Annotated in this window: 18 protein-coding genes and 1 rRNA gene; 8 read left to right on the top strand and 11 right to left on the bottom strand. The window is 45.2% G+C overall.

Going from position 1 to position 19,035, the window contains the following annotated elements:
* Positions 1-62 precede the first annotated feature (62 nt).
* The 5 genes from QUA54_RS22035 to sufB form a co-directional block, all read right to left on the bottom strand.
* Positions 63-707 carry a hypothetical protein gene (locus tag QUA54_RS22035; protein ID WP_333416290.1) on the bottom strand — a complete coding sequence of 215 codons (645 nt, stop codon included), beginning with the start codon at positions 705-707 and terminating at the stop codon, positions 63-65.
* Between the two features lie 114 nt (positions 708-821).
* Positions 822-2,084, bottom strand: coding sequence for a SufS family cysteine desulfurase (locus tag QUA54_RS22030; RefSeq protein WP_333416289.1), 1,263 nt, complete (start codon positions 2,082-2,084; stop codon positions 822-824).
* Positions 2,085-2,250: 166 nt separating this feature from the next.
* Entirely contained in the window at positions 2,251-3,615 is a 1,365-nt protein-coding gene (gene sufD / locus QUA54_RS22025) for a Fe-S cluster assembly protein SufD (protein WP_333416288.1), read from the bottom strand.
* Positions 3,612-4,403 (bottom strand): Fe-S cluster assembly ATPase SufC, encoded by a 792-nt coding sequence (sufC, locus tag QUA54_RS22020; RefSeq protein WP_333044221.1) that lies wholly within the window; start codon positions 4,401-4,403, stop codon positions 3,612-3,614. The genes sufD and sufC overlap by 4 nt, the downstream gene beginning before the upstream one ends.
* A gap of 285 nt (positions 4,404-4,688) precedes the next feature.
* A complete protein-coding gene (gene sufB / locus QUA54_RS22015; RefSeq protein WP_172190154.1) occupies positions 4,689-6,131 on the bottom strand; it encodes a Fe-S cluster assembly protein SufB in 1,443 nt (480 codons plus the stop codon).
* Between the two features lie 188 nt (positions 6,132-6,319).
* On the opposite strand from sufB, the gene sufR reads away from it, so the two are divergent.
* The 4 genes from sufR to rrf all read left to right on the top strand — a co-directional run bounded on the left by sufR (position 6,320) and on the right by rrf (position 8,001).
* A complete protein-coding gene (sufR, locus tag QUA54_RS22010; RefSeq protein ID WP_333198264.1) occupies positions 6,320-7,045 on the top strand; it encodes an iron-sulfur cluster biosynthesis transcriptional regulator SufR in 726 nt (241 codons plus the stop codon).
* The gene (locus QUA54_RS22005; protein WP_333184574.1) at positions 6,978-7,133 is read left to right on the top strand and encodes a hypothetical protein; all 156 of its coding nucleotides are present in this window, start codon (positions 6,978-6,980) and stop codon (positions 7,131-7,133) included. The genes sufR and QUA54_RS22005 overlap by 68 nt, the downstream gene beginning before the upstream one ends.
* A 134-nt stretch (positions 7,134-7,267) precedes the next feature.
* Positions 7,268-7,675: a hypothetical protein gene (locus tag QUA54_RS22000; RefSeq protein ID WP_333416287.1), complete on the top strand. Its 408-nt coding sequence runs from the start codon at positions 7,268-7,270 to the stop codon at positions 7,673-7,675.
* Between the two features lie 209 nt (positions 7,676-7,884).
* Positions 7,885-8,001 (top strand): 5S ribosomal RNA (gene rrf, locus QUA54_RS21995).
* Positions 8,002-8,617: 616 nt separating this feature from the next.
* Here the strand turns inward: rrf and QUA54_RS21990 are convergent.
* The 3 genes from QUA54_RS21990 to apcA all read right to left on the bottom strand — a co-directional run bounded on the left by QUA54_RS21990 (position 8,618) and on the right by apcA (position 10,227).
* Positions 8,618-8,821 carry a phycobilisome linker polypeptide gene (locus QUA54_RS21990; protein ID WP_006634929.1) on the bottom strand — a complete coding sequence of 68 codons (204 nt, stop codon included), beginning with the start codon at positions 8,819-8,821 and terminating at the stop codon, positions 8,618-8,620.
* A gap of 258 nt (positions 8,822-9,079) precedes the next feature.
* Entirely contained in the window at positions 9,080-9,565 is a 486-nt protein-coding gene (gene apcB / locus QUA54_RS21985) for an allophycocyanin subunit beta (RefSeq protein ID WP_006634930.1), read from the bottom strand.
* Positions 9,566-9,741: 176 nt separating this feature from the next.
* A complete protein-coding gene (gene apcA / locus QUA54_RS21980) occupies positions 9,742-10,227 on the bottom strand; it encodes an allophycocyanin subunit alpha (RefSeq protein ID WP_172190156.1) in 486 nt (161 codons plus the stop codon).
* An 815-nt stretch (positions 10,228-11,042) separates the two neighbouring features.
* On the opposite strand from apcA, the gene QUA54_RS21975 reads away from it, so the two are divergent.
* Entirely contained in the window at positions 11,043-12,245 is a 1,203-nt protein-coding gene (locus QUA54_RS21975) for a hypothetical protein (protein ID WP_333416286.1), read from the top strand.
* 126 nt (positions 12,246-12,371) lie between these two features.
* Here QUA54_RS21975 and QUA54_RS21970 read toward each other — a convergent pair whose 3' ends face one another.
* Entirely contained in the window at positions 12,372-12,956 is a 585-nt protein-coding gene (locus tag QUA54_RS21970; protein ID WP_333416285.1) for an endonuclease dU, read from the bottom strand.
* A 100-nt stretch (positions 12,957-13,056) separates the two neighbouring features.
* On the opposite strand from QUA54_RS21970, the gene glpK reads away from it, so the two are divergent.
* Both glpK and QUA54_RS21960 read left to right on the top strand, forming a co-directional pair.
* Positions 13,057-14,544: a glycerol kinase GlpK gene (gene glpK, locus QUA54_RS21965; RefSeq protein WP_333416284.1), complete on the top strand. Its 1,488-nt coding sequence runs from the start codon at positions 13,057-13,059 to the stop codon at positions 14,542-14,544.
* A gap of 73 nt (positions 14,545-14,617) precedes the next feature.
* Complete coding sequence (locus tag QUA54_RS21960) at positions 14,618-14,989, top strand: c-type cytochrome (protein ID WP_333198259.1); 372 nt, start codon at positions 14,618-14,620, stop codon at positions 14,987-14,989.
* Between the two features lie 16 nt (positions 14,990-15,005).
* Here the strand turns inward: QUA54_RS21960 and QUA54_RS21955 are convergent, their stop codons facing one another.
* Both QUA54_RS21955 and QUA54_RS21950 read right to left on the bottom strand, forming a co-directional pair.
* Positions 15,006-16,526, bottom strand: a complete 1,521-nt coding sequence (locus QUA54_RS21955) for an NB-ARC domain-containing protein (protein WP_333416283.1) — start codon at positions 16,524-16,526, stop codon at positions 15,006-15,008.
* A 373-nt stretch (positions 16,527-16,899) separates the two neighbouring features.
* Positions 16,900-17,805 carry an AraC family transcriptional regulator gene (locus QUA54_RS21950; protein ID WP_333416282.1) on the bottom strand — a complete coding sequence of 302 codons (906 nt, stop codon included), beginning with the start codon at positions 17,803-17,805 and terminating at the stop codon, positions 16,900-16,902.
* Positions 17,806-18,044: 239 nt separating this feature from the next.
* Between QUA54_RS21950 and QUA54_RS21945 the strand changes: the two genes are divergently transcribed.
* The gene (locus QUA54_RS21945; RefSeq protein ID WP_333416281.1) at positions 18,045-19,022 is read left to right on the top strand and encodes a hypothetical protein; all 978 of its coding nucleotides are present in this window, start codon (positions 18,045-18,047) and stop codon (positions 19,020-19,022) included.
* Positions 19,023-19,035 lie beyond the last annotated feature (13 nt).

The following is a 19,035-nucleotide window of genomic DNA, read 5'->3' as shown; positions in this document are numbered from 1 at the left end:
GCTTTTATCAACAAGGTATGCGGGCAGCAACTCTTATACAGTCTATCTCGTAGACCTCTTTGTCACCCCCCCAGATCAATACGTAAATTTGTTAACTTATCAAAATAAGAAATTTCTATACAGTAAGGTTGATAGGACTGGGATTTTTGGATAATTAAATTGTTATAAATTTTCTCTTGAAATAATTGCTGTAAGTTCTTATAAAACTTACTTTCAAGCCACTGAGACTTTGTACTGACAATTCTACCATCAGGAGGGACGGTTTTTATGATAATGTCTTTAATTATCTGATAGCGATACTGTTTTATTTTTTCAGGTTTTTGGGATTCTGCTATCTGCCGTTTATGCTGAATCTCACACTTTTGCCATTCTGCTAACAAATCTTTATAATCGCGCATTTGTTGCTTGTATTGATTAAGTGTTCGTAAGTAATACATTTGTTGTTGCCAGAAGTTCAAGGCAGTAACCAAAATTCCACCTACAGAAATATAGAAACTAATGATAATATTTCTACTGGCAATCAGACCGATAGTTGCAAAAGGAATAATTAATGGAAGAGATTTATAAAAAAACAAAAGTACATCAATTGGTTGAGGCTTATAACTAGGAGGTAAAGGTTTTGGTTCACTAAATTTCCATGTGAATGGAACTGCATCCATAGCTTGAATAACAGGGTCCGGCATGAGGATAATAGGATATTGATTCATGTTTTTTAGTGGTGGTATTATTAAACTATAATACTCAACTATTTTCACGAAATATTGCGCTCGGCAAAAGCCAACAATGTTCTAACAAGGTGGGCAAATACCCACCCCACAAACTTACCCCATAATCCCACCAAAAAAGTCGATCGTCTCTTTCAACGCTTTGACAAACACATCAATCTCCTCGCGAGTATTGTAAAAATACAAACTCGCCCGCGCCGTAGATGAAACGTTCAAATAGCGGTGCAAAGCTTGCGTGCAGTGATGCCCGGAACGAATCGCTACTCCCTCCTGATCTAACAACGTAGACAAGTCTTGAGGGTGAATTTCTCCCGCAGTAAATGCTGCTAATGCAGCCCTACCTTCGCCGTTGCTGTCTGGCTGTGGCCCGTAAATTTTGATTTCGGGAATTTGCCGCAATTGTTGGAACATATAAGCAGTCAATTCTGCTTCGCAAGCGTGAATCTTATCCATGCCAATGTTACTAAGATAATCGATTGCTGCACCAAGGGCGATCGCCTCTCCGATTGCAGGCGTCCCCGCCTCAAATTTGTGCGGCAAATCGGCATAGGTGGAATAATCGAGAAACACGTCAGCAATCATCTCGCCGCCGCCGAAAAACGGAGGCATTTCTCTCAGCAAGTCCAGTTTACCGTATAGAAAACCGATGCCAGTCGGAGCGCACATTTTGTGACCGGAAGCAACCAGCCAATCGCAATCTATTGCTTGCACGTCTACTATCATGTGAGGCACGCTTTGGCAAGCATCAATTAAAACTCTTGCGCCGAAACTGTGGGCAATTTTGCAGATTTCTTTGACGGGACTGATGCAGCCCAAAGTATTAGAAACGTGAACGGTTGACACCAATTTAGTTTTATGGGAAATCAGCGTTTTAAACTGTTCCAAATCAAACTCGTTAGTTTCCGTTAACTCGACAAACTTCAGCACCGCACCGGTTCTTTGAGCAATCATTTGCCAGGGAACGAGATTGCTGTGGTGTTCCATTACCGACAGGATAATTTCATCTCCGGCTTGCAGATTGCTCAAACCCCAAGAATAAGCAACCAAATTAATCGCTTCGGTGGCGTTGCGAGTGTAAACAATTTCTTGTCGCGACGCCGCATTTACAAACGCAGCAACTTTGTCTCTAGCACCTTCGTAAGCATCTGTCGCTTTGGCGCTGAGAGTGTGAGCGCCGCGGTGGACGTTTGCATTGTATTGTCCGTAGTAATCACGCCAAGCGTTGAGCACAGCTAGGGGTTTTTGAGAAGTAGCTGCATTGTCTAAATAAACTAGCGGTTTGCCATTTACTTTTTCATTCAAAATAGGGAAGTCGCCGCGAACTTTTGATGCAAGTGTTTTTTCTTGAATAAGTGTCATAATTTTTGAAGTTAATGATTTGTCGTTGGGTGGGGGCGGGTTTACGAGATTGTTGGTTTTAAGCAATTATTATTCGTGAAACCCGCCCCTACAGGCTGTTAAAAATGGTGCAAGATGTTGTAGGGACACAGCACTGCTGTGTCCTCTGTGTCCTCATCTTTATGAGTTATCCTTGGATAGCCACACAGGTAGAAAGCATTTTCGCCACGCCAATAATTGGCAACTGATTGAGAATTTCTGCTGCAAAAGCATCGATTAGTAAATAGCGACTTCTTTCTAAATCCAAACCGCGACTTTGCAAGTAGAAAAGCTCATCATCTTCTAACTGGCTGACAGTTGCACCGTGGGAACATTTAACGTTGTCGGCGACAATTTCTAACTGCGGTTTGGTATCTACACGGGCCCTCGGCGACAGCAACAAATTCCGGCTCAACTGTCCGGCATCTGTCAATTGTGCGGCTTTGCGAACGAAAACTTTGCCGTTAAATACAGCGCGAGCTTTGTTGCCGACAATGCACTTGTGCAATTGGCGACTTGTACCGTGAGGGTGATTAAAATCGATTAAACTGTGAGTGTCCGCCAACTGTTCCCCAAAGGCTACGCTTAAGCCGTTTAAAGTTGTTTCAGTGGCTTCGCCGCGCTGAAATACTTCTAAATTGTGCCGCGATATTTTGCCTCCCAAGCTGATAGCATGGCAAGTGTAACGGCTATTACGAGATTGCTCGATCGCACTTTTGCCGATATGAACAACTTCCCCACCTTCCCGCTGCAGCCGAACGTGATTCACAGTGGCGTTTTCGCCGACAATAACATCCGTTACAGCATTCGTAAATGCAGCGACATTACCGATAGTTGCGTAATCCTCAACCAGCGTGACATTGCTTCCAGGCTCAGCTATGACCAAGCAGTGCGGCTGGGACATCGTGGGAGATGCACCTGGTGCTGTCAGGAACAGCAAGTGAATCGGAAGGTCGATCGACATATTGGCCGGCACGAACACCACCGCAGAATCCGCCAAACCCGCAGTATTCAGCGCCGTAAACACCTCTGTTTGCTGTCTGTGCTTGCTCAAAACATCGGTGATGCGCCCTTGATATTTTTCGGGCACATTAGATAGATTACCTGCGTAAAAGTCGATCCTCTTCGAGGGCTCCGCTAACGGCAAATTCGGAAAAACCGACGACTCTACCGTTGACAAATCCGGTGCATAAAAACCGTTGACAAATACCAATCTTAATGGTAAATCATCCCGATTTTTGACTGGCATAATGATATCAGCCAACTTAACTTTTGACTGATTGCTCTGGGGTATATGAAAAGGAATTTGCAACATCGGCGACAAATCAGTAAAGCGCCATTCTTCATCCCTCACCGTCGGAAAACTCGAAGAAAGCACGTATTCAGTCGCCGCCGCCCGCAAATCCTGCAACCCATAAGCCGCACTTTTGCTATTAACAGCCTCCAACTTGCTGCACTGATTCACCACATCAGCCAAAAACATTTCCCTACTAGCAACTTGCGTATTCATCATCGCGCGCCTACTCCTGCTGCTTCCTCTTCCACAACCCAGTCATAACCGCGCTCTTCCAATTCCAGCGCCAACTCTTTCGGGCCAGTCAAGATAATTCTACCGGCTTCCATGACGTGAATAAAATCAGGAATAATGTAATTCAGCAACCGCTGATAGTGAGTAATCACCAACATCGAATTTTCAGCCGTTGACAACTGATTCACACCGCCGGCGACAATCTTGAGAGCATCGATATCCAAACCCGAATCAGTCTCGTCCAAAATAGCTAACTTCGGTTCCAACAACGCCATTTGCAAAATTTCATTTCGCTTTTTCTCGCCACCCGAAAAACCCTCATTTACGCTGCGGCCTAAAAAAGAATCATTCATCTTGACAATATCCAGCTTGTCCTCGATTAAATCTTGGAAATCAAAAGCATCCAATTCTTCCAAGCCGCGATGTTTGCGGTGAGAATTGTAAGCCACGCGCAAGAAATCCAGATTGCTAACGCCGGGAATTTCTAACGGATATTGGAACGCTAGGAACACGCCAGCCAAAGAACGTTCTTCTGGCGGTAATTCCAGCAAATTTTGACCCAAAAAAGTAACTTCTCCGCCCGTTACCGTATAAGCAGGATGGCCGGCTAATATCTTGGATAAAGTGCTTTTACCAGAACCGTTCGGACCCATAATCGCGTGAATTTCACCCGATTTAATTTCCAGATTCAAACCCTTAAGGATTTGGGTATCTTCCACATTCGCAGTTAAATCGCGGACCGATAGCACCACTTGACTATTTTCAACAATCATCTATTTTTTTCCTTTTCCTCAATGCACTTTACTGTTTTTTCTTCTCGTTCCTAGGCTGTACGCATTGGTGACAATTTAACGTTAAACCGATAGTCCGCCAGGGAATGAATTCCCTGTCTCAAAGCTAAAGTCCTCGCTAGGAGGACTGAGAAGAAAATTTTTAAACTCATTAGTCCTGTTTAGAGAACTTTAGCTATAAGCCCCGTGGAATTCATTCCCTGGCGGACGGTGGGCTTAAGTTGTCACCAATGGACTCAGCCTGGAAGGGTTTCTTGCCGGCGAAAATTATCCGACACTTCCTTCCAGCTTCAGACTCAACAGCTTATCAGCTTCCGCCGCAAATTCCATCGGTAACTGATTGAAAACATCTTTACAGAAACCGCTAATCATCATGGAAATAGCATTTTCTGCGGAAATTCCCCGCTGTGCGAAGAAAAACAATTGCTCTTCTCCAATTTTAGAAGTAGAAGCTTCGTGTTCGACTTTAGCAGTGTGGTTCTGCACTTGAATATAAGGGAAAGTATTCGCTTGAGCGTTGTCGCCAATCAGCATGGAATCGCACTGAGAGTAATTGCGAGAGCCTTTAGCATTAGGCCCCATTTTCACCAAACCGCGATAGCTGTTGGATGAATTTCCCGCCGAAATTCCCTTAGAAATAATCGTGCTGCGAGTATTTTTTCCAACGTGGATCATTTTGGTTCCGGTGTCAGCTTGCTGTTGGTTATTTGTCAGCGCTACCGAGTAGAATTCGCCCACTGAGTTGTCGCCGACTAACACGCAACTGGGATATTTCCAAGTAATCGCGGAACCGGTTTCTACTTGTGTCCAAGAAATTTTAGAATTAACTCCCTGACACAAACCCCGTTTCGTCACGAAGTTGTAAATGCCCCCTTTGCCGTTGGCGTCGCCGGCGTACCAGTTTTGTACTGTGGAGTATTTGATATCGGCATTGTCCATTGTTACCAATTCCACTACGGCGGCGTGCAGTTGGTTGGTGTCAAACATGGGGGCGGTGCAGCCTTCCAGGTAAGAAACTGAGCTGTTTTCTTCTGCAACAATTAGGGTGCGCTCGAACTGGCCGGAATCTCCGTTGTTGATGCGGAAATATGTTGACAATTCCATTGGGCATTTGACGCCTTTGGGAATGTAAACAAAGGAACCGTCGCTGAATACGGCGGAGTTGAGGGCTGCGAAAAAGTTATCGCCGACTGGTACGACGCTGCCAAGATATTTTTCTATTAGTTCGGGATAATCTTTGACGGCTTCTGAGATGGAACAGAAAATAACACCATCTTTGGCTAACTTTTCTCTAAATGTTGTGGCAATTGAAACGCTGTCGAAAACGGCATCGACGGCAACATTTCCGAGCCGCCTTTGTTCGGATAGGGGAATACCGAGTTTCTCGAAGGTTTCTAGCAGTGTCGGATCAACTTCGTCCAAACTGTTGAGCTTTTTGGGCTTTTGTTTGGGCGCGGAATAGTAGATAATTTGTTGGTAGTCGATCGCGGGATAGTTGACGTGGGGCCAAGTGGGCTCGGTCATTTTCAACCACTGCCGATATGCTTTGAGGCGGAATTGCAGCATGAATTCCGGTTCGTTTTTCTTGGCGGAAATCAGGCGGACTACATCTTCGCTCAAGCCGCGGGGGATGGTGTCTGACTCGATGTCGGTGACGAAACCGTATTTGTAGGGCTGGTTGACTAAGGTTTTGACTGTGGTAGAACTCATTATTTTGCGTGTTCAGTGTTCTAGATAATGCTCTCTGGATGGCAGACGGGGCAATGCCTGTCTGGGCTTGAGCGAGTTCTGCTGGACTGCTCTGGGAAGTTAAACAACACTTTTGTTGCTTTACTATATTTTAAGCTACATTAACAATAGTGATATTGTCAAAGTCAAATTAATAATTTTTTGTGAAGATGATGGAGACTACTCAGCAGACTTCCACGAAACAAGACATCCTGGAATATTTGCTCAAGGGGGGGCAGGGGACGGCTCTTGAGTTGGCGGAGTCTTTGGATATCAGCCCGCAGGCAATTCGCCGTCACTTGAAGGATTTGGAAGCTGAGGGGCTGATTCAGTATCAGTCGGTTCAGGCTGGGATGGGGCGGCCGCAGCACATTTATGAGCTTACCAGTCTGGGGCGCGATCGATTCCCCAATCGTTACGGTGATTTTGCAGTCTCTTTCTTGGATACTTTGGCGGAAACCGTCGGCCGCGAGCAAGTAATTACTATCCTGCGAAAACAGTGGCAGCGCAAGGCTACGGACTACCGGCGTTTAGTGGGTACGGGTTCGCTGCAAGAACGGGTGACTAAGTTGGTGGAACTCCGCAGGGCTGAAGGTTATATGGCTGAGTGTTATCCTGTAGAATCTGTAGAGGTGGGGATGTGCGATCGCGCTGGTTTGGGCGATCGATTTGTGTTGATGGAACACAACTGCGCGATTTCTAATGTTGCTGAAACTTTTCCGAGTGTGTGTGGCAATGAGTTGGAAATGTTTGCAGCGGTTTTGCCGGATTGTATAGTGGAGCGGACTCACTGGATTATTAATGGGGAACACCGCTGCGGTTATTTGATTGCAAGAAGGAAGGAAGAAGGAAGAAGGAAGAAGGAAGAAGGAAGAAGGAAGAAGGAAGAAGGATGAGGGAAGGCACTACACGGATTTTGACACGGATACACGGATGGGTGTTTTTACTAATTACCAATTACCGACAGCACTACACGGATTTTGACACGGATACATGGATGGGTGTTTTTTGCTTTTACCGATTACCAACAGCACGATACGGCTTTTGACACGGATACACGGATAGATGTTTTTACCGATTACCAATAACAAATAACAAATAACAAGTAACTAATAACTATGGAACCGCTAGCAGATTTTTTAAAGCCGGAAGAGTGTGCGGAAGTTGATATGGCGCTGCTGTCGTCGAAGGAAAAGTTTTCGGCGCGGGTGGCAATTTATGCTTTGAGGGTGCTGAAGCAAATTTCTGGGGAGACTGGTTTGCCGGTGGCTGAGGTGACAAATGGGCAGGTGATGGATTGGATTAAAAATGATGAGAGTATTAAAGGGTCGATCGAACTTGATGCTAGTTTTGAAAACTTTTTTACGAATTTGGTAATTGCGTCTTTGCGGCCTTTGAGGCAAATTGCGACAGAAGCCCAGAGCCCGATCGAACAATTAACAGTTAAGCAGGTCGTGGCGTGGTTTGTGAAGGACGGGAAGATTCGCAGAGAACAGGGAACCGAGGCGGCTTTTTTGGACTTGTAAGTTAAAGGTCGATCGGCCACACTCGCAAACCCGGCCTAAAACCCCGATAATTCCAGCGGTTTCGGGCTACCTTTAAAAAACTTTTGGCAAAGGGGTTGACAGAGTGGGGAAAACTTGATAAGGTAATTAAGTCGAGCGAAAGAGATGCAGTGCATCAAGCTTAAAATTAAGCAGAACGCAGACACAGGATTAAAAGTTTTCAAAGCTTTCCTGGTGCTTATGATGTAATGGAACCACTCCGATCCATCCCGAACTCGGTTGTTAAACGTTGCTATGGCGAAGATACTCGGCGGGTCACTGCCCGGTAAAATAGCTCAGTGCCAGGTTAATAATAAACTAAAGCTCTTTTCCCGCAACAACGGAAAAGGGCTTTAGTTTTTTGGTGAATTATTAGTTATTCGACATTTCCAGAACAGTTCGTCTTGGGTCGGCAGGATGCCTAACCCCTACTCCCCACAAGAATGGTTGGAGATGTCTAATCCCTCTTTTGTCACTTAGGGGGTAGTATAAAGTTAAGCAACAACCAAATCCGTAACTAATCCATCACGAAAAAGAGTACGAAAATCATTCAGATCGTAGATTAATTTGCACAATCCTCGTCACAATCCAGGAATCTCAAACACCTCTAGCCAAGGTTTGATTAAACAATAAAAAATATAGCGCCCTATTATCAACCTTAAGCTATTGAGCGTAGTTTTCCAATTCTGAGAATGCTCCCGCCAAGGATGCTGTTGATATTTATCCTGGGCAACTAACCGAAATGTGTTCTTTAATTTATTGCTAGGAGAGTAAGTTGACTCATCTGAAAGAGAGCCATCATATTGAGCGTGAATACTTGCCAAACGCCATCATTTGCAATACCGCAACTCTGTTCCGGTGAGCAGTTACAAAAAAAGAGGTCGCCATCGACCTCTTACCCCTCTACTAATCCAGCTTCGGATCTTAAAGTAGACCTGTATTAGCTCCGGGCTTACCGGTAGCCAGTTGCACTTTAATAATTCTGCCGCCCATTTTCATAATTCTTTGCTGTTCCCGGAACCAGTTATCGTAGGGAACCAGCTTAGTAAAATAGGTATTTTGCAATTCGCGCTGAGTGCGGATGCGGGTTTGACTTGGGACGCAAGCAGTCACCTTAAACATTCTCATGGGAAACGAACTCCTGAGTAGGTTTACAGATTATTAGATGGATTTTTTAAAGATTGAAGGCAGGGAGTTACGAGTCAAAACTAGCTCGTTAAAACTCGTCGGGCTTTCTCGACAAGCCTTTGACGGTCTAGCAATCACTCTCAACTTCCCTGACCTCTTTTCAAAGCCAAAGGTAACAAGTCTAAAGTTAAAAGAGGCAAGAAATAAATGTTATTTCTTCTTCCTTCTTCCTTCTTCCTTCTTACTTCTTCCTGAGTCTTAGCTCAAGCCAGAGCAGATGTAGTCGAAATAGACGCCCATTTCTTTACCAGCGTCAGAACCGACCAAACCAGCGGTGACTTCTTTCATTGCTTGGATTGCTTGTACGGTAGAACCGATGGGCACGCCCAAGGAGTTGTAGGTTTCTTTCAAACCGTTGAGCACGCGCTCGTCGAGGATGGAAGGGTCGCCAGCTAGCATGGCGTAGGTGGCGTAGCGGAGGTAGTAGTCCAAGTCGCGGATGCAAGCTGCATAGCGACGAGTGGTGTACATATTGCCACCGGGACGAGTTACGTCAGAGTACAACAGAGACTTAGCAACTGCTTCTTTGACGATTGTAGCTGCATTGGCGCTGATGGCGGTAGCGGCGCGGACGCGCAGTTCACCAGAAGCAAAGTAGTTCTTGAGCTTGTCTAGAGCGCTGATGTCGAGGTACTTACCTTGAACGTCAGAGGAATTGATAACGGCGGTAATTGCGTCTTGCATGGTTGTCTTGTTTCCTTGAAAGTGGCTGAGTCAGTCCAATTTTGGAGCTAGAATTTGGGATTTGGGATTTGGGATTTGAGATTTTTAAGAGGCTGGTTATTTGCAAAAGCTTTTAGCTTGTTACCAGTAACGCCCAATTCTTCAATCTAAAATCGACAATCTAAAATCGAAATTCCTTACTGCATCGCACCGATAACGTAGTCGAAATAAGAGGAAGCTTCGGAAGCATCTTCTCCAGACAGCAGCGAACTCGCTGCATTTTTCATAGCGCGAACGCCTTCGGCGACGCCTTCAATCGGGGTGCCGAGAGATTTGTACATTTCGCGGACGCCGACAATACCGATTTCTTCGATCGGAGTAATGTCGCCAGCTACGATTCCGTAGGTGATCAAACGCAGGTAGTAATCCAAGTCGCGCAAGCAAGTTGCGGTCATTTCTTCGCCGTAAGCGTTGCCGCCGGGAGAAACAACATCAGGGCGCTTTTGGAAAAGTTGGTCGCCTGCTTGCTTGACGATGCGTTCGCGGGATTCGCTCAAAATTTGGGCGATGCGGACGCGGCGTTCACCAGAGGTGACGAAGCTCTTGATCCGATCTAATTCACCTGGGCTCAAGTAGCGAGCTTCGGCGTCTGCGTTGACGATTGATTTGGTGACGATACTCATCTTGTGTGTACCCGCTGGATATTTTGCTATACGAACTGCTCCGCGCTGAGCGAGCGACGGCGGGCGCTTGCATCCCGTACCTTTCATGCTCAGGCAAGAGCTTTGACAGGGAAGCTCGGACTTTCCACAGCCAGCAACTGTTAAAGTTGTGGGCGGGAGGCGACCTTCGATGTTTGACGGCGCTGGTTCTTCACGCCGGTGCGCTTGTGAGTGCCCGCACTAAGCCTGTCGCTTAGAATACCACAAATGACTGATGCGATCTTTAATTTTTGATCGAGATTGCAGCAGACCACTAAGTGGCGATCGAGTGACTGTCGGGCAGTTAGTAAGGATATTGCTTCTCTGACACAACTACCTCTCGCAAGTATTTTGAGGCATTATGTTCACATTCTGAGTGTTACTGTAATAGTTTGTAACATTCCTTTTCATATTTGGGCCCTCACTAGGGTGTTCCGCGTTAAAATTTCACAGATTAAAAAATCGCTATAATTTTCTCGCAGCAAGGGTTACAGGCGATAGATTATTAAGGGGGATTTGTGGCGGGCGACGGCGCAACGCTCAAAGACTTTTCCCTGAGAGGGAAGGGAGACAGGCCCAAGACAGGGGAGAGAGGTGCGCTCGTCTCACATCTTGCAGAATTCTCAATGAGTCTTGGACGGGCGGGCTAGAAGAGCAACGGCCCACAAGAAAACTCACTCTTCGCTTCACAGGCCCGAAAGCCTGTTCTCGATCGTGGTGCAAGATATCAGATCATCGGAAATCGTGACTTTCGAGCTTGTAGCTAGATTTGACTCTCACTTTAAATCTGGTGCGCCGTGAAAAGAAATCTATCAGCCCTTAAAAAAGCTTTACAGTTTGGCATTAGCGGTGCTGTCGGCGGTTTCGCCGGCAATCTAATCACCGAACCTTTCATGCAGGGGCTCACTGGTTCGGAATCTGTTTTTGACAGTGTATTGTCCACAGCTCGATGGTTTGGGCTGGTAGGGGGTGGCATTGCTGCTGCTATCATGTTCGGCTATTATTACTATATCAAAGGCAAGCCTCAAATTAAACAGGCTTTAAAAAATGGCGGATTGTTTGGTTTAATAGCAGGAGCCATTTCTGGGGCGATCGCCGAAGGTATTTACAGCGGGATTGGCGATGGCAACAACGAATTATTGCGAGTAATTTGCTGGGGAATAGCTGGCAGTTTGTTAGGACTTGGACTTGCACAGCGGATTCCTAATTTGGGAGCGCTTCGCGGCACGGGAGGCGGCGGTGTTGGAGGAGTTTTGGGCGGCTGTTTGTTTATTCTGTTTGCTTACAATTTATCCGGTACTGCGGGCCGTTTAGCTGGCTGTGCTGCAATCGGTTTTTGGATTGGCATTATGTTGGTTGTAGCCGAAACTTTGTTCAACAAAGCTTGGCTGGTAATTAGTTACGATACCGGAGCAAATCGCACTCTCACTCTGGGTTCGGAACCTATCACTTTTGGCAGCGATGAAAATTTGTCTATTATCTGCATTCCTAATGTTTCGCCCTTGGCCATGCGGTTTCAATTGGAAGCAGGTCAAATTGTTTGCGAGAATATTGATAGCGGGGAGGTGAGTTATTTGCGATCGGGCGACCAAAAGAAAATCGGCAACTGTACAATTACAGTAGGAAACTCTGACTTGCCAGCCCCAACACCAACAAATATTCCGCCTACCTTTATATCAGCTCAGCCCGCAGTAAATTCTTTTACCAGCAGCCAATTTTCCCTGAAATTAGGCAGTCGAGTGATTCCTCTAAGTGCGGGAACTCAACTATTGACCTCTGACATACCGAGTTTAACAGCCGCAGCATCTAACGGTCTTGTAGCTATAGTCACTTCTCGATCGAGAAACGAGCTTTCGTTAGGATTGACAAATTTGTGCGATCGCGCTTGGTGGGCTACAGACATTCAAGGCGATCTAAAAATGGTAGAACCTGAAAGTACCTTAACTTTGGCGTTGGGAACTCAAATCGAATTCGGTGAATTAGACGGCGAAATTGTGTAAGTAAGCGAATAGAAACTGAGATATTGCATCATTGTCAATCAGCCTTTCATGGGCGGGCAGGATGCCCACCCCACAAGAAAATTCAGTCTTTGTGGAACGGGCATCTTGCCCGTTCTTAACAATGATTCAAGCAGAACTGCCGCTAACTCCAGTAATGACCGCCGCACCAATCAAATGAGCCAAACGCAAAGCTTCAGGAACTTTACCAGTGTCTGTCAAACGCTGGAGTACCAGCGCAATTACTTCGGGTTTTTCGCCGCAAACTTGAAAAAAGAAAGGTTCAAAAGCGTGGATTTTACCAGCGCGGCGCAACAATTCTAAACGGTATTCCGAGTCGGGTAAATGACCGAGGGCTTTTTCAACAGCAGCTAAATCTGGTTGGCGGCGCATGACAGCAACGCACGGAATTTCCAGCCGCGATGCTAACTCTGGAAGGTCAATAATATTGAAGCCGCCGAAAGCAATTCCGTCTAGCAAAACCAGATGCAATTGCGGTATAAATTTGCCTCCGAGGAGTAGCCCAGAAATAGCATCTGTGGCATCTAATCCGTCTGGGAGGACTTGTCCCCACACCATTCCTTCAAATCGAGTTCCCCCGCAGACTACGCCCGCGATCGACACCAAACTGCCGCTTGTCCGAGAAAACGGAGCGTCGTCAAAGCCAATAACCTTAATTGTGCGATCGAGCCTCAGCAAATCTGCCAGTTTCAACTTGTGGAGTTCCCTAAGCTAAAGTTTTTGACATTAATTTGACTTCTCGATATAGTATCATATACGTTAAAGACTTCATTACTAAACATATTTTAGACAAGTGGCAAAAAAATACGTAGCAGCGATCGACCAAGGAACTACCAGCACCCGGTTTATCATATTCGATCGCCGGGGACAGATAATTTGCAGCAACCAACAAGAACACCAGCAAATCTATCCGCAACCAGGATGGGTTGAACATAATCCCGAGGAAATTTGGCAGCGCACCCAAAGCGTGATTAAAAATGCTCTCGAAATCGGCAATATCGACCCGAAAGATATTGCTGCACTCGGTATAGCCAACCAACGAGAAACTGCAATTGTTTGGAACAAAAACACTGGCAAACCTTACGGCAATGCGATTGTTTGGCAAGATACCCGCACTCACAAAATTTGCGAAAAATTAGCTGAAGTTGAAGGCAAAGATCGATTTCAAAAACGATGCGGTTTGCCGCTGGCTACTTATTTCAGCGGGCCAAAAATTAAGTGGATGCTGGACAATATTCCAGCATTGCGGGAAGCTGCAGATCGAGGGGATGCGATTTTTGGCAATGTCGATACTTTTCTGATTTGGCACCTGACTGGCGGTGCGCACATTACCGATGTTACCAACGCCAGCCGCACGATGCTGATGGATTTGCAAACCCTCGATTGGGATGCCGAAACTTTGGAAATAATGGCAATTCCCCGCCAGATGCTGCCAGAAATTCGCCCTTCGAGTCAAGTTTTTGGAACTGCCAAAGGATTGCTTGCAGGTGTTCCGATTGCTGCTGCTTTGGGCGATCAGCAAGCCGCCCTCGTCGGGCAGACTTGTTTCAGTCCCGGGGAGGCGAAAAATACTTACGGTACGGGCTGTTTTATGCTGCTGAATACCGGTGAGGCGATCGTCCCTTCAAAGCAAGGATTACTGACAACAGTCGCCTACAAGATGGGGGAAGCGCCCGCTGTGTATGCTTTGGAAGGCAGTATTGCGATCGCCGGAGCTTTAGTGCAGTGGCTGCGGGACAATTTGGGCATCATCAACACATCTGCGGAAGTAGAAACATTAGCAAATACAGTCGAAGATAGCGGCGGAGTTTACGTTGTCCCGGCATTTTCTGGACTCTACGCGCCCTATTGGAAAGACAGCGCCCGGGGAGTAATTGCAGGTTTAACTCGCTACGCTACTAAGGCACACATTGCCCGCGCAGTATTGGAAGCTACAGCGTGGCAAACGCGAGAAATATTGGACGCTATGAATCAGGATTCAGCAGTGCAGCTTTTGTCTTTAAAAGTAGACGGAGGAATGGTGGGAAATCACACGCTGATGCAGTTTCAAAGCGATGTTTTGGGAGTGCCTGTGGTGCGGCCTGTGGTAGCAGAAACTACTGCACTCGGCGCGGCTTATGCGGCAGGTTTGGCGGTGGGTTTTTGGAGTCAGCTAGCCGAATTGCGGGACAATTGGGCGGTGGATTGTACTTGGGAGCCGAAAATGCCGATCGCACTTCGCGAGCAAAAATATCGCTTTTGGAAAAAAGCAGTTTCCCGCACATTCGATTGGGAAGAATGAATCGCTGAATTAACCCAAAATGCGTATTTAGTGATATCATTAAATCCAGCACTATTTTTTAGATTGCAAATAGATGATTTCGCTAAATAAATTTAAAAAATTTCTCAGCGCTTTTGTATTGATACTGATACTGGCTTTTGTGGAAATCGCCACTAATTCCCAAATTGCCCTCGCAGATACAGCTACAAATCCCGCAACCGCAGCCGAAGTCTTCAGCGCCAACTGTGCAGGTTGTCACATCAACGGCAGCAATATTATCAGGCGCGGCAAAAACTTGAAACAAAAAGCATTAAAAAAATACGGCATGGATTCCATCGCCAATATTTCCAACTTAGTAACCAACGGTAAAGGTATTATGCCCGCTTACAAAGATCGTTTGTCGGAACAACAAATTATCGATGTTTCAGCTTACGTGCTATCCCAAGCCGAAACCGATTGGAAATAGAACCTCGGTAGATTATTTACAGCTTAGGCAATCTTGCCACAGACATCAGATATTTCTTGATCGCAGGTTGAAGCGCGAACAGAGTTTCACTTTCGGCTTGGACTGTTTCAATTAGCGATCGCCTTAAAAGCGATTCCAGCGCCTTCAGCAATTCTGAATCCCGATCTTGCTGAATATTTGAGTACAAATTTTCACACCCAACAGGCTTGACTTCTTTCGCTATGCTGTGTAATAGCTTAATTTCTAATCCTGATAAGCGATGAAACTGCCGAGATAACGTATCGCTATAATCTCCCAGCAACGGCCCATTTCTTAAAAAATTAGCAATGCTTCCGCCAAACATATCATTAATAGTTGTTGTTACTATTTTTAACGCTAAAGGATTGCCGCTGTAAGCCTCTATCAATTCTGAGTATTGACCTTCTTCAGACAAACCCTTATTTTTAAAGATTTCCACTGCCGCTTGTCCCAAACTACCCAATTTAAATGACCGTACAGATTGATTTTGACCTTCTAACGCTGCAATTTCTTTAGGTTTTTCACAGCTAGTCAACATTAAGCAACTTTGATGCTGCAATTCTCCTACTTGTTTCAGAAGTTCCCCATATACTTCATACCCTTTTCGATAGTTTCCTGTTAACTGCCCAGTGCAGAAAACAGCTTCCCACCCATCTAAAATTATCAAGCATCGATGCTTTTGTAAACAGTGAATCAGGCGCTGGATAGCCTCAGCGATGATTGTCGTTTCTATTGCATTTGTGGAAGCAATTAGACTGTCCAGGGAAAATTCAAGCGGCGCTTGAAAAAAGTTTTTTTTATAGTTACTAACTAACCGCAATTTCTCTAAATCGCTTAGCGGTCGATCGGATAAACATTCGATTAAATTTCCCAGAGTATATGCCAATAGAGGTGCATGACTGAGGTTGAGCCAAATCAAGCACTCAAACTGGTCTTTAATCATATTTATTAGCTTAGATGCTAAAGCAGTTTTGCCAATGCCACTCATACCCAATATAGCAACTAAGCGAGAGTTTTCCTGTAAAATCCATTGCCTTAAGTTAGCAAGTTCTGTTGTACGTCCGTAGAAAATAGACGTATCTACCCCCAGCCCCCATTCAGTTCGATTTTCGATGGAAAATTGGGGAGTTTGGGCAGAATTTATCAATGTAGAATGCAATGTTTCTCCGCTACTATTTTGTTTATAACCATATATTTCTAGCATACTTGGGATTTCTTTCCAGTCTTTGGGTTGTTGCAGCGTCAAAACTTCTATGTAGCGATACAGCCCTCTTGATAAATCTACTCTAATACCCGTGCATTTACGATGGAGTGCGACGGCAATTTCCGACGGACTATAATTGCAAAGCAATCCTCGCAGGTACGTTTTTTCTAAAGGGGTGAGTTGCTGCTTTCTACTGGTAGCATATTCTTGCTTGGCCGCTGTCAAGTCTGCATATAACTGTTGGAGATTCCAGCAAGCCTCAGCTTCTATAAACTTCTGTGCTGGTATTTGTAAAGGTTTATTTCGCTGTGTCATGTATATTCATAATAAGTAAACACCCCGTCAACTCGATTATTGTATGATTTTGGAGAAATGGTATTACTTAGCGATCGCACCTTAGCATTATACTCCCACAGGACTTACGCATAGACAACGTAATTCTGTCATTGCGAGTGAAGCGAAGCCATCCCTTAGCTTTGCTACACTGTTGGAATGCGTAAGTCCTATCCCATTTGTTCCTAAACAAATTACCTAAGTGTCTAACTGCTGAGCAGGCAAGTAGAATCTAAATGATTATCCCAGGCAAATGATTAAGCAAACGATCTGCATCCGAGTTTCTATGTAAGCGACTTTAATCTGTTTTGCCAGTCCAAGTCGAACACTTCTTTGCGATTTGAACATATTCTTGCTAAATCATGCGAAACTGTTTAGGTGAAATGCCTGTGTATCGGCGAAAGCACTTTGCAAAATGACTGGGATTGGCAAAGCCACACTCGATCGCAATATTGTTTATTGTCCGTTCTTTCTGCTTCAGTAGTTGCTTCGCTCGCTCTACTCGTTGCTGAATTAAGTAGGCATGAGGAGTCATTCCAGTAGATTGCTTAAACAATCGACAGAAATAGTATTGACTCATAACTAATTCGGCTGAAATTTCTGCTAACGATACATTTTCACTAAAACGATCGTTGATGTATTCAATAGCTTGCTTCAGTTTGTATTTTGACAAGCCGTCTTCATATTCCATCAGAGTATGCTTACAGGTTGAGTAATATGTTAAGCAATGAGCCGCTAGAGCCGTCGCCATTGAATCCGCATAAAAGCAACTATTATTTGGAGCGTTTTCCAATACTGCTGTCAGTGCTAAGATAATTTGCCAAACTAGCGGATCGGGTTTTTTAAGCGTCAGATTAACTTCAACTCGATCTGGGTTTACTGACTCATAGGCGGCATGATTAAGAAATGTAGGCTCAAGGTAGCAGTGAGTGATATCAAATTCCTGACTACACCTAGCCTTAATAGGTGTGTAAGCAGGAAGGATTTCAATGCAACCCGTTTCATCCCGGTCATGCTGCACTAGGTGACTCTTACCATCAAAGGCTAATTCCATTTCTGTTGGCTGCTTCCAAAATGGAAGACAAATTATATGTTGCAAACCAGATATTTCTGGAATTTCCATTGCAGGCAGTTGATAGTGTGCTAGATGAATATTTTTCCATCCCGCGTTATGACTGGAGTGAATGAGCGGGCGCGGAACAAACTTTGAAGTTGCATCTTGTTGAGAATAATCAATAGCTAAAGGTCTTTCTGTTAGCATCTTTTTCTGTCCTTCCAATACCTATGGATAAAATTTTTGTCCAGTAGCTACCTCATCTTTATAACTCGTAGTTATACGGAAACTTTCTGTATAATATGCCAAATTGAGTAGTTTTCACAAAAATACCTAATAAAAATACTAACAACTCTTAGGTAACTTATCGGTATTGAGTGTTTTATAAATGTAGAGAGCAGGATTTTATAACACCTGCTGTCATAAAAGTTAATAGGACACCTTAAATGGCATCAATTCAACTGACCAATCGGCTAACTGCAACTGACAAGATTATCATACCTCCCTTGGGTTCTATTGATACAACAACTCGCGCTAAAGATTACATCTTAGAGGTAGAGTTAGTTAATCAGCCAATATCAATCGATCTTTTTAAAAATGATGTGGGCAGTAGCTATGACCCTTACGTGCAAGTCTTTCAGGTATTCAAAGGCAGCAGGGGTGCGAATGTCGCTGATAGGGGTATTCTTGTTGCTCAGGATGATGATAGCGGCGGCAGCCTCAACTCAAAAATAGCGCCGGGTGTTGGTGACCTACCACGTAATACTGCTCCCCCGCTTACAAGTCAGCCTGGTGTGGACTATGTAGTCCGCGTGACTAGCCCCCAGACCTTAACATCACTTCCTGAGCCTTTCACATTACAGGTTTCAACTCCCAGTGGCACTGTCGCCTTGAAAGACCCCGCAACAGGTGCGCCTTTAGATACACAAGGCAACATCATCGGAGGCGGTTTCGGCGACCCTCTAACAGGGAATCTTCCCGTCCGGCGTTTCTTTGACAAGCAGGCAGGAGGGCATTTTTATACCACAGACCCGTCAGAGAAAAATGACCGACTAAACAACCCTTCTCGTTACCAGAGTGAAGGCGATGAATTTATCGCTCCAGCCAACGGTAACGCAAAGGTTCAACGCTTCTTCAATACGGGATCGGGAACCTATTTCTTTACGAATAAACCTACTGACATACAGTTTATTCGCGACAACCTACCCCAGTTCCGTGCTGAGGGGGAGGTTTTCAATTCATATAACACGGCAGTTTCGGGTGCAATACCCGTCTATCGTTTTACTAACCTGGCGAGGGAACGGGAAAATCCGCAAAATATTACACACTTTTTCACCGCAAGCCAAGCGGATCGGCTGGCGGTACAGGCGAGGTCAGATTTCCGGGATGAGGGGGTTGCTTTTTATGCTCTTCCCCCCGCCTAAGCAGGCAGTTGGA

Source organism: Microcoleus sp. MOSTC5 (assembly GCF_036701825.1).
GTDB classification, from domain to species: Bacteria; Cyanobacteriota; Cyanobacteriia; order Cyanobacteriales; family Microcoleaceae; genus Microcoleus; species Microcoleus asticus.
Note: the sequence above shows the minus strand (reverse complement) of the source record. Positions and strands in the feature narration are given on the sequence as shown.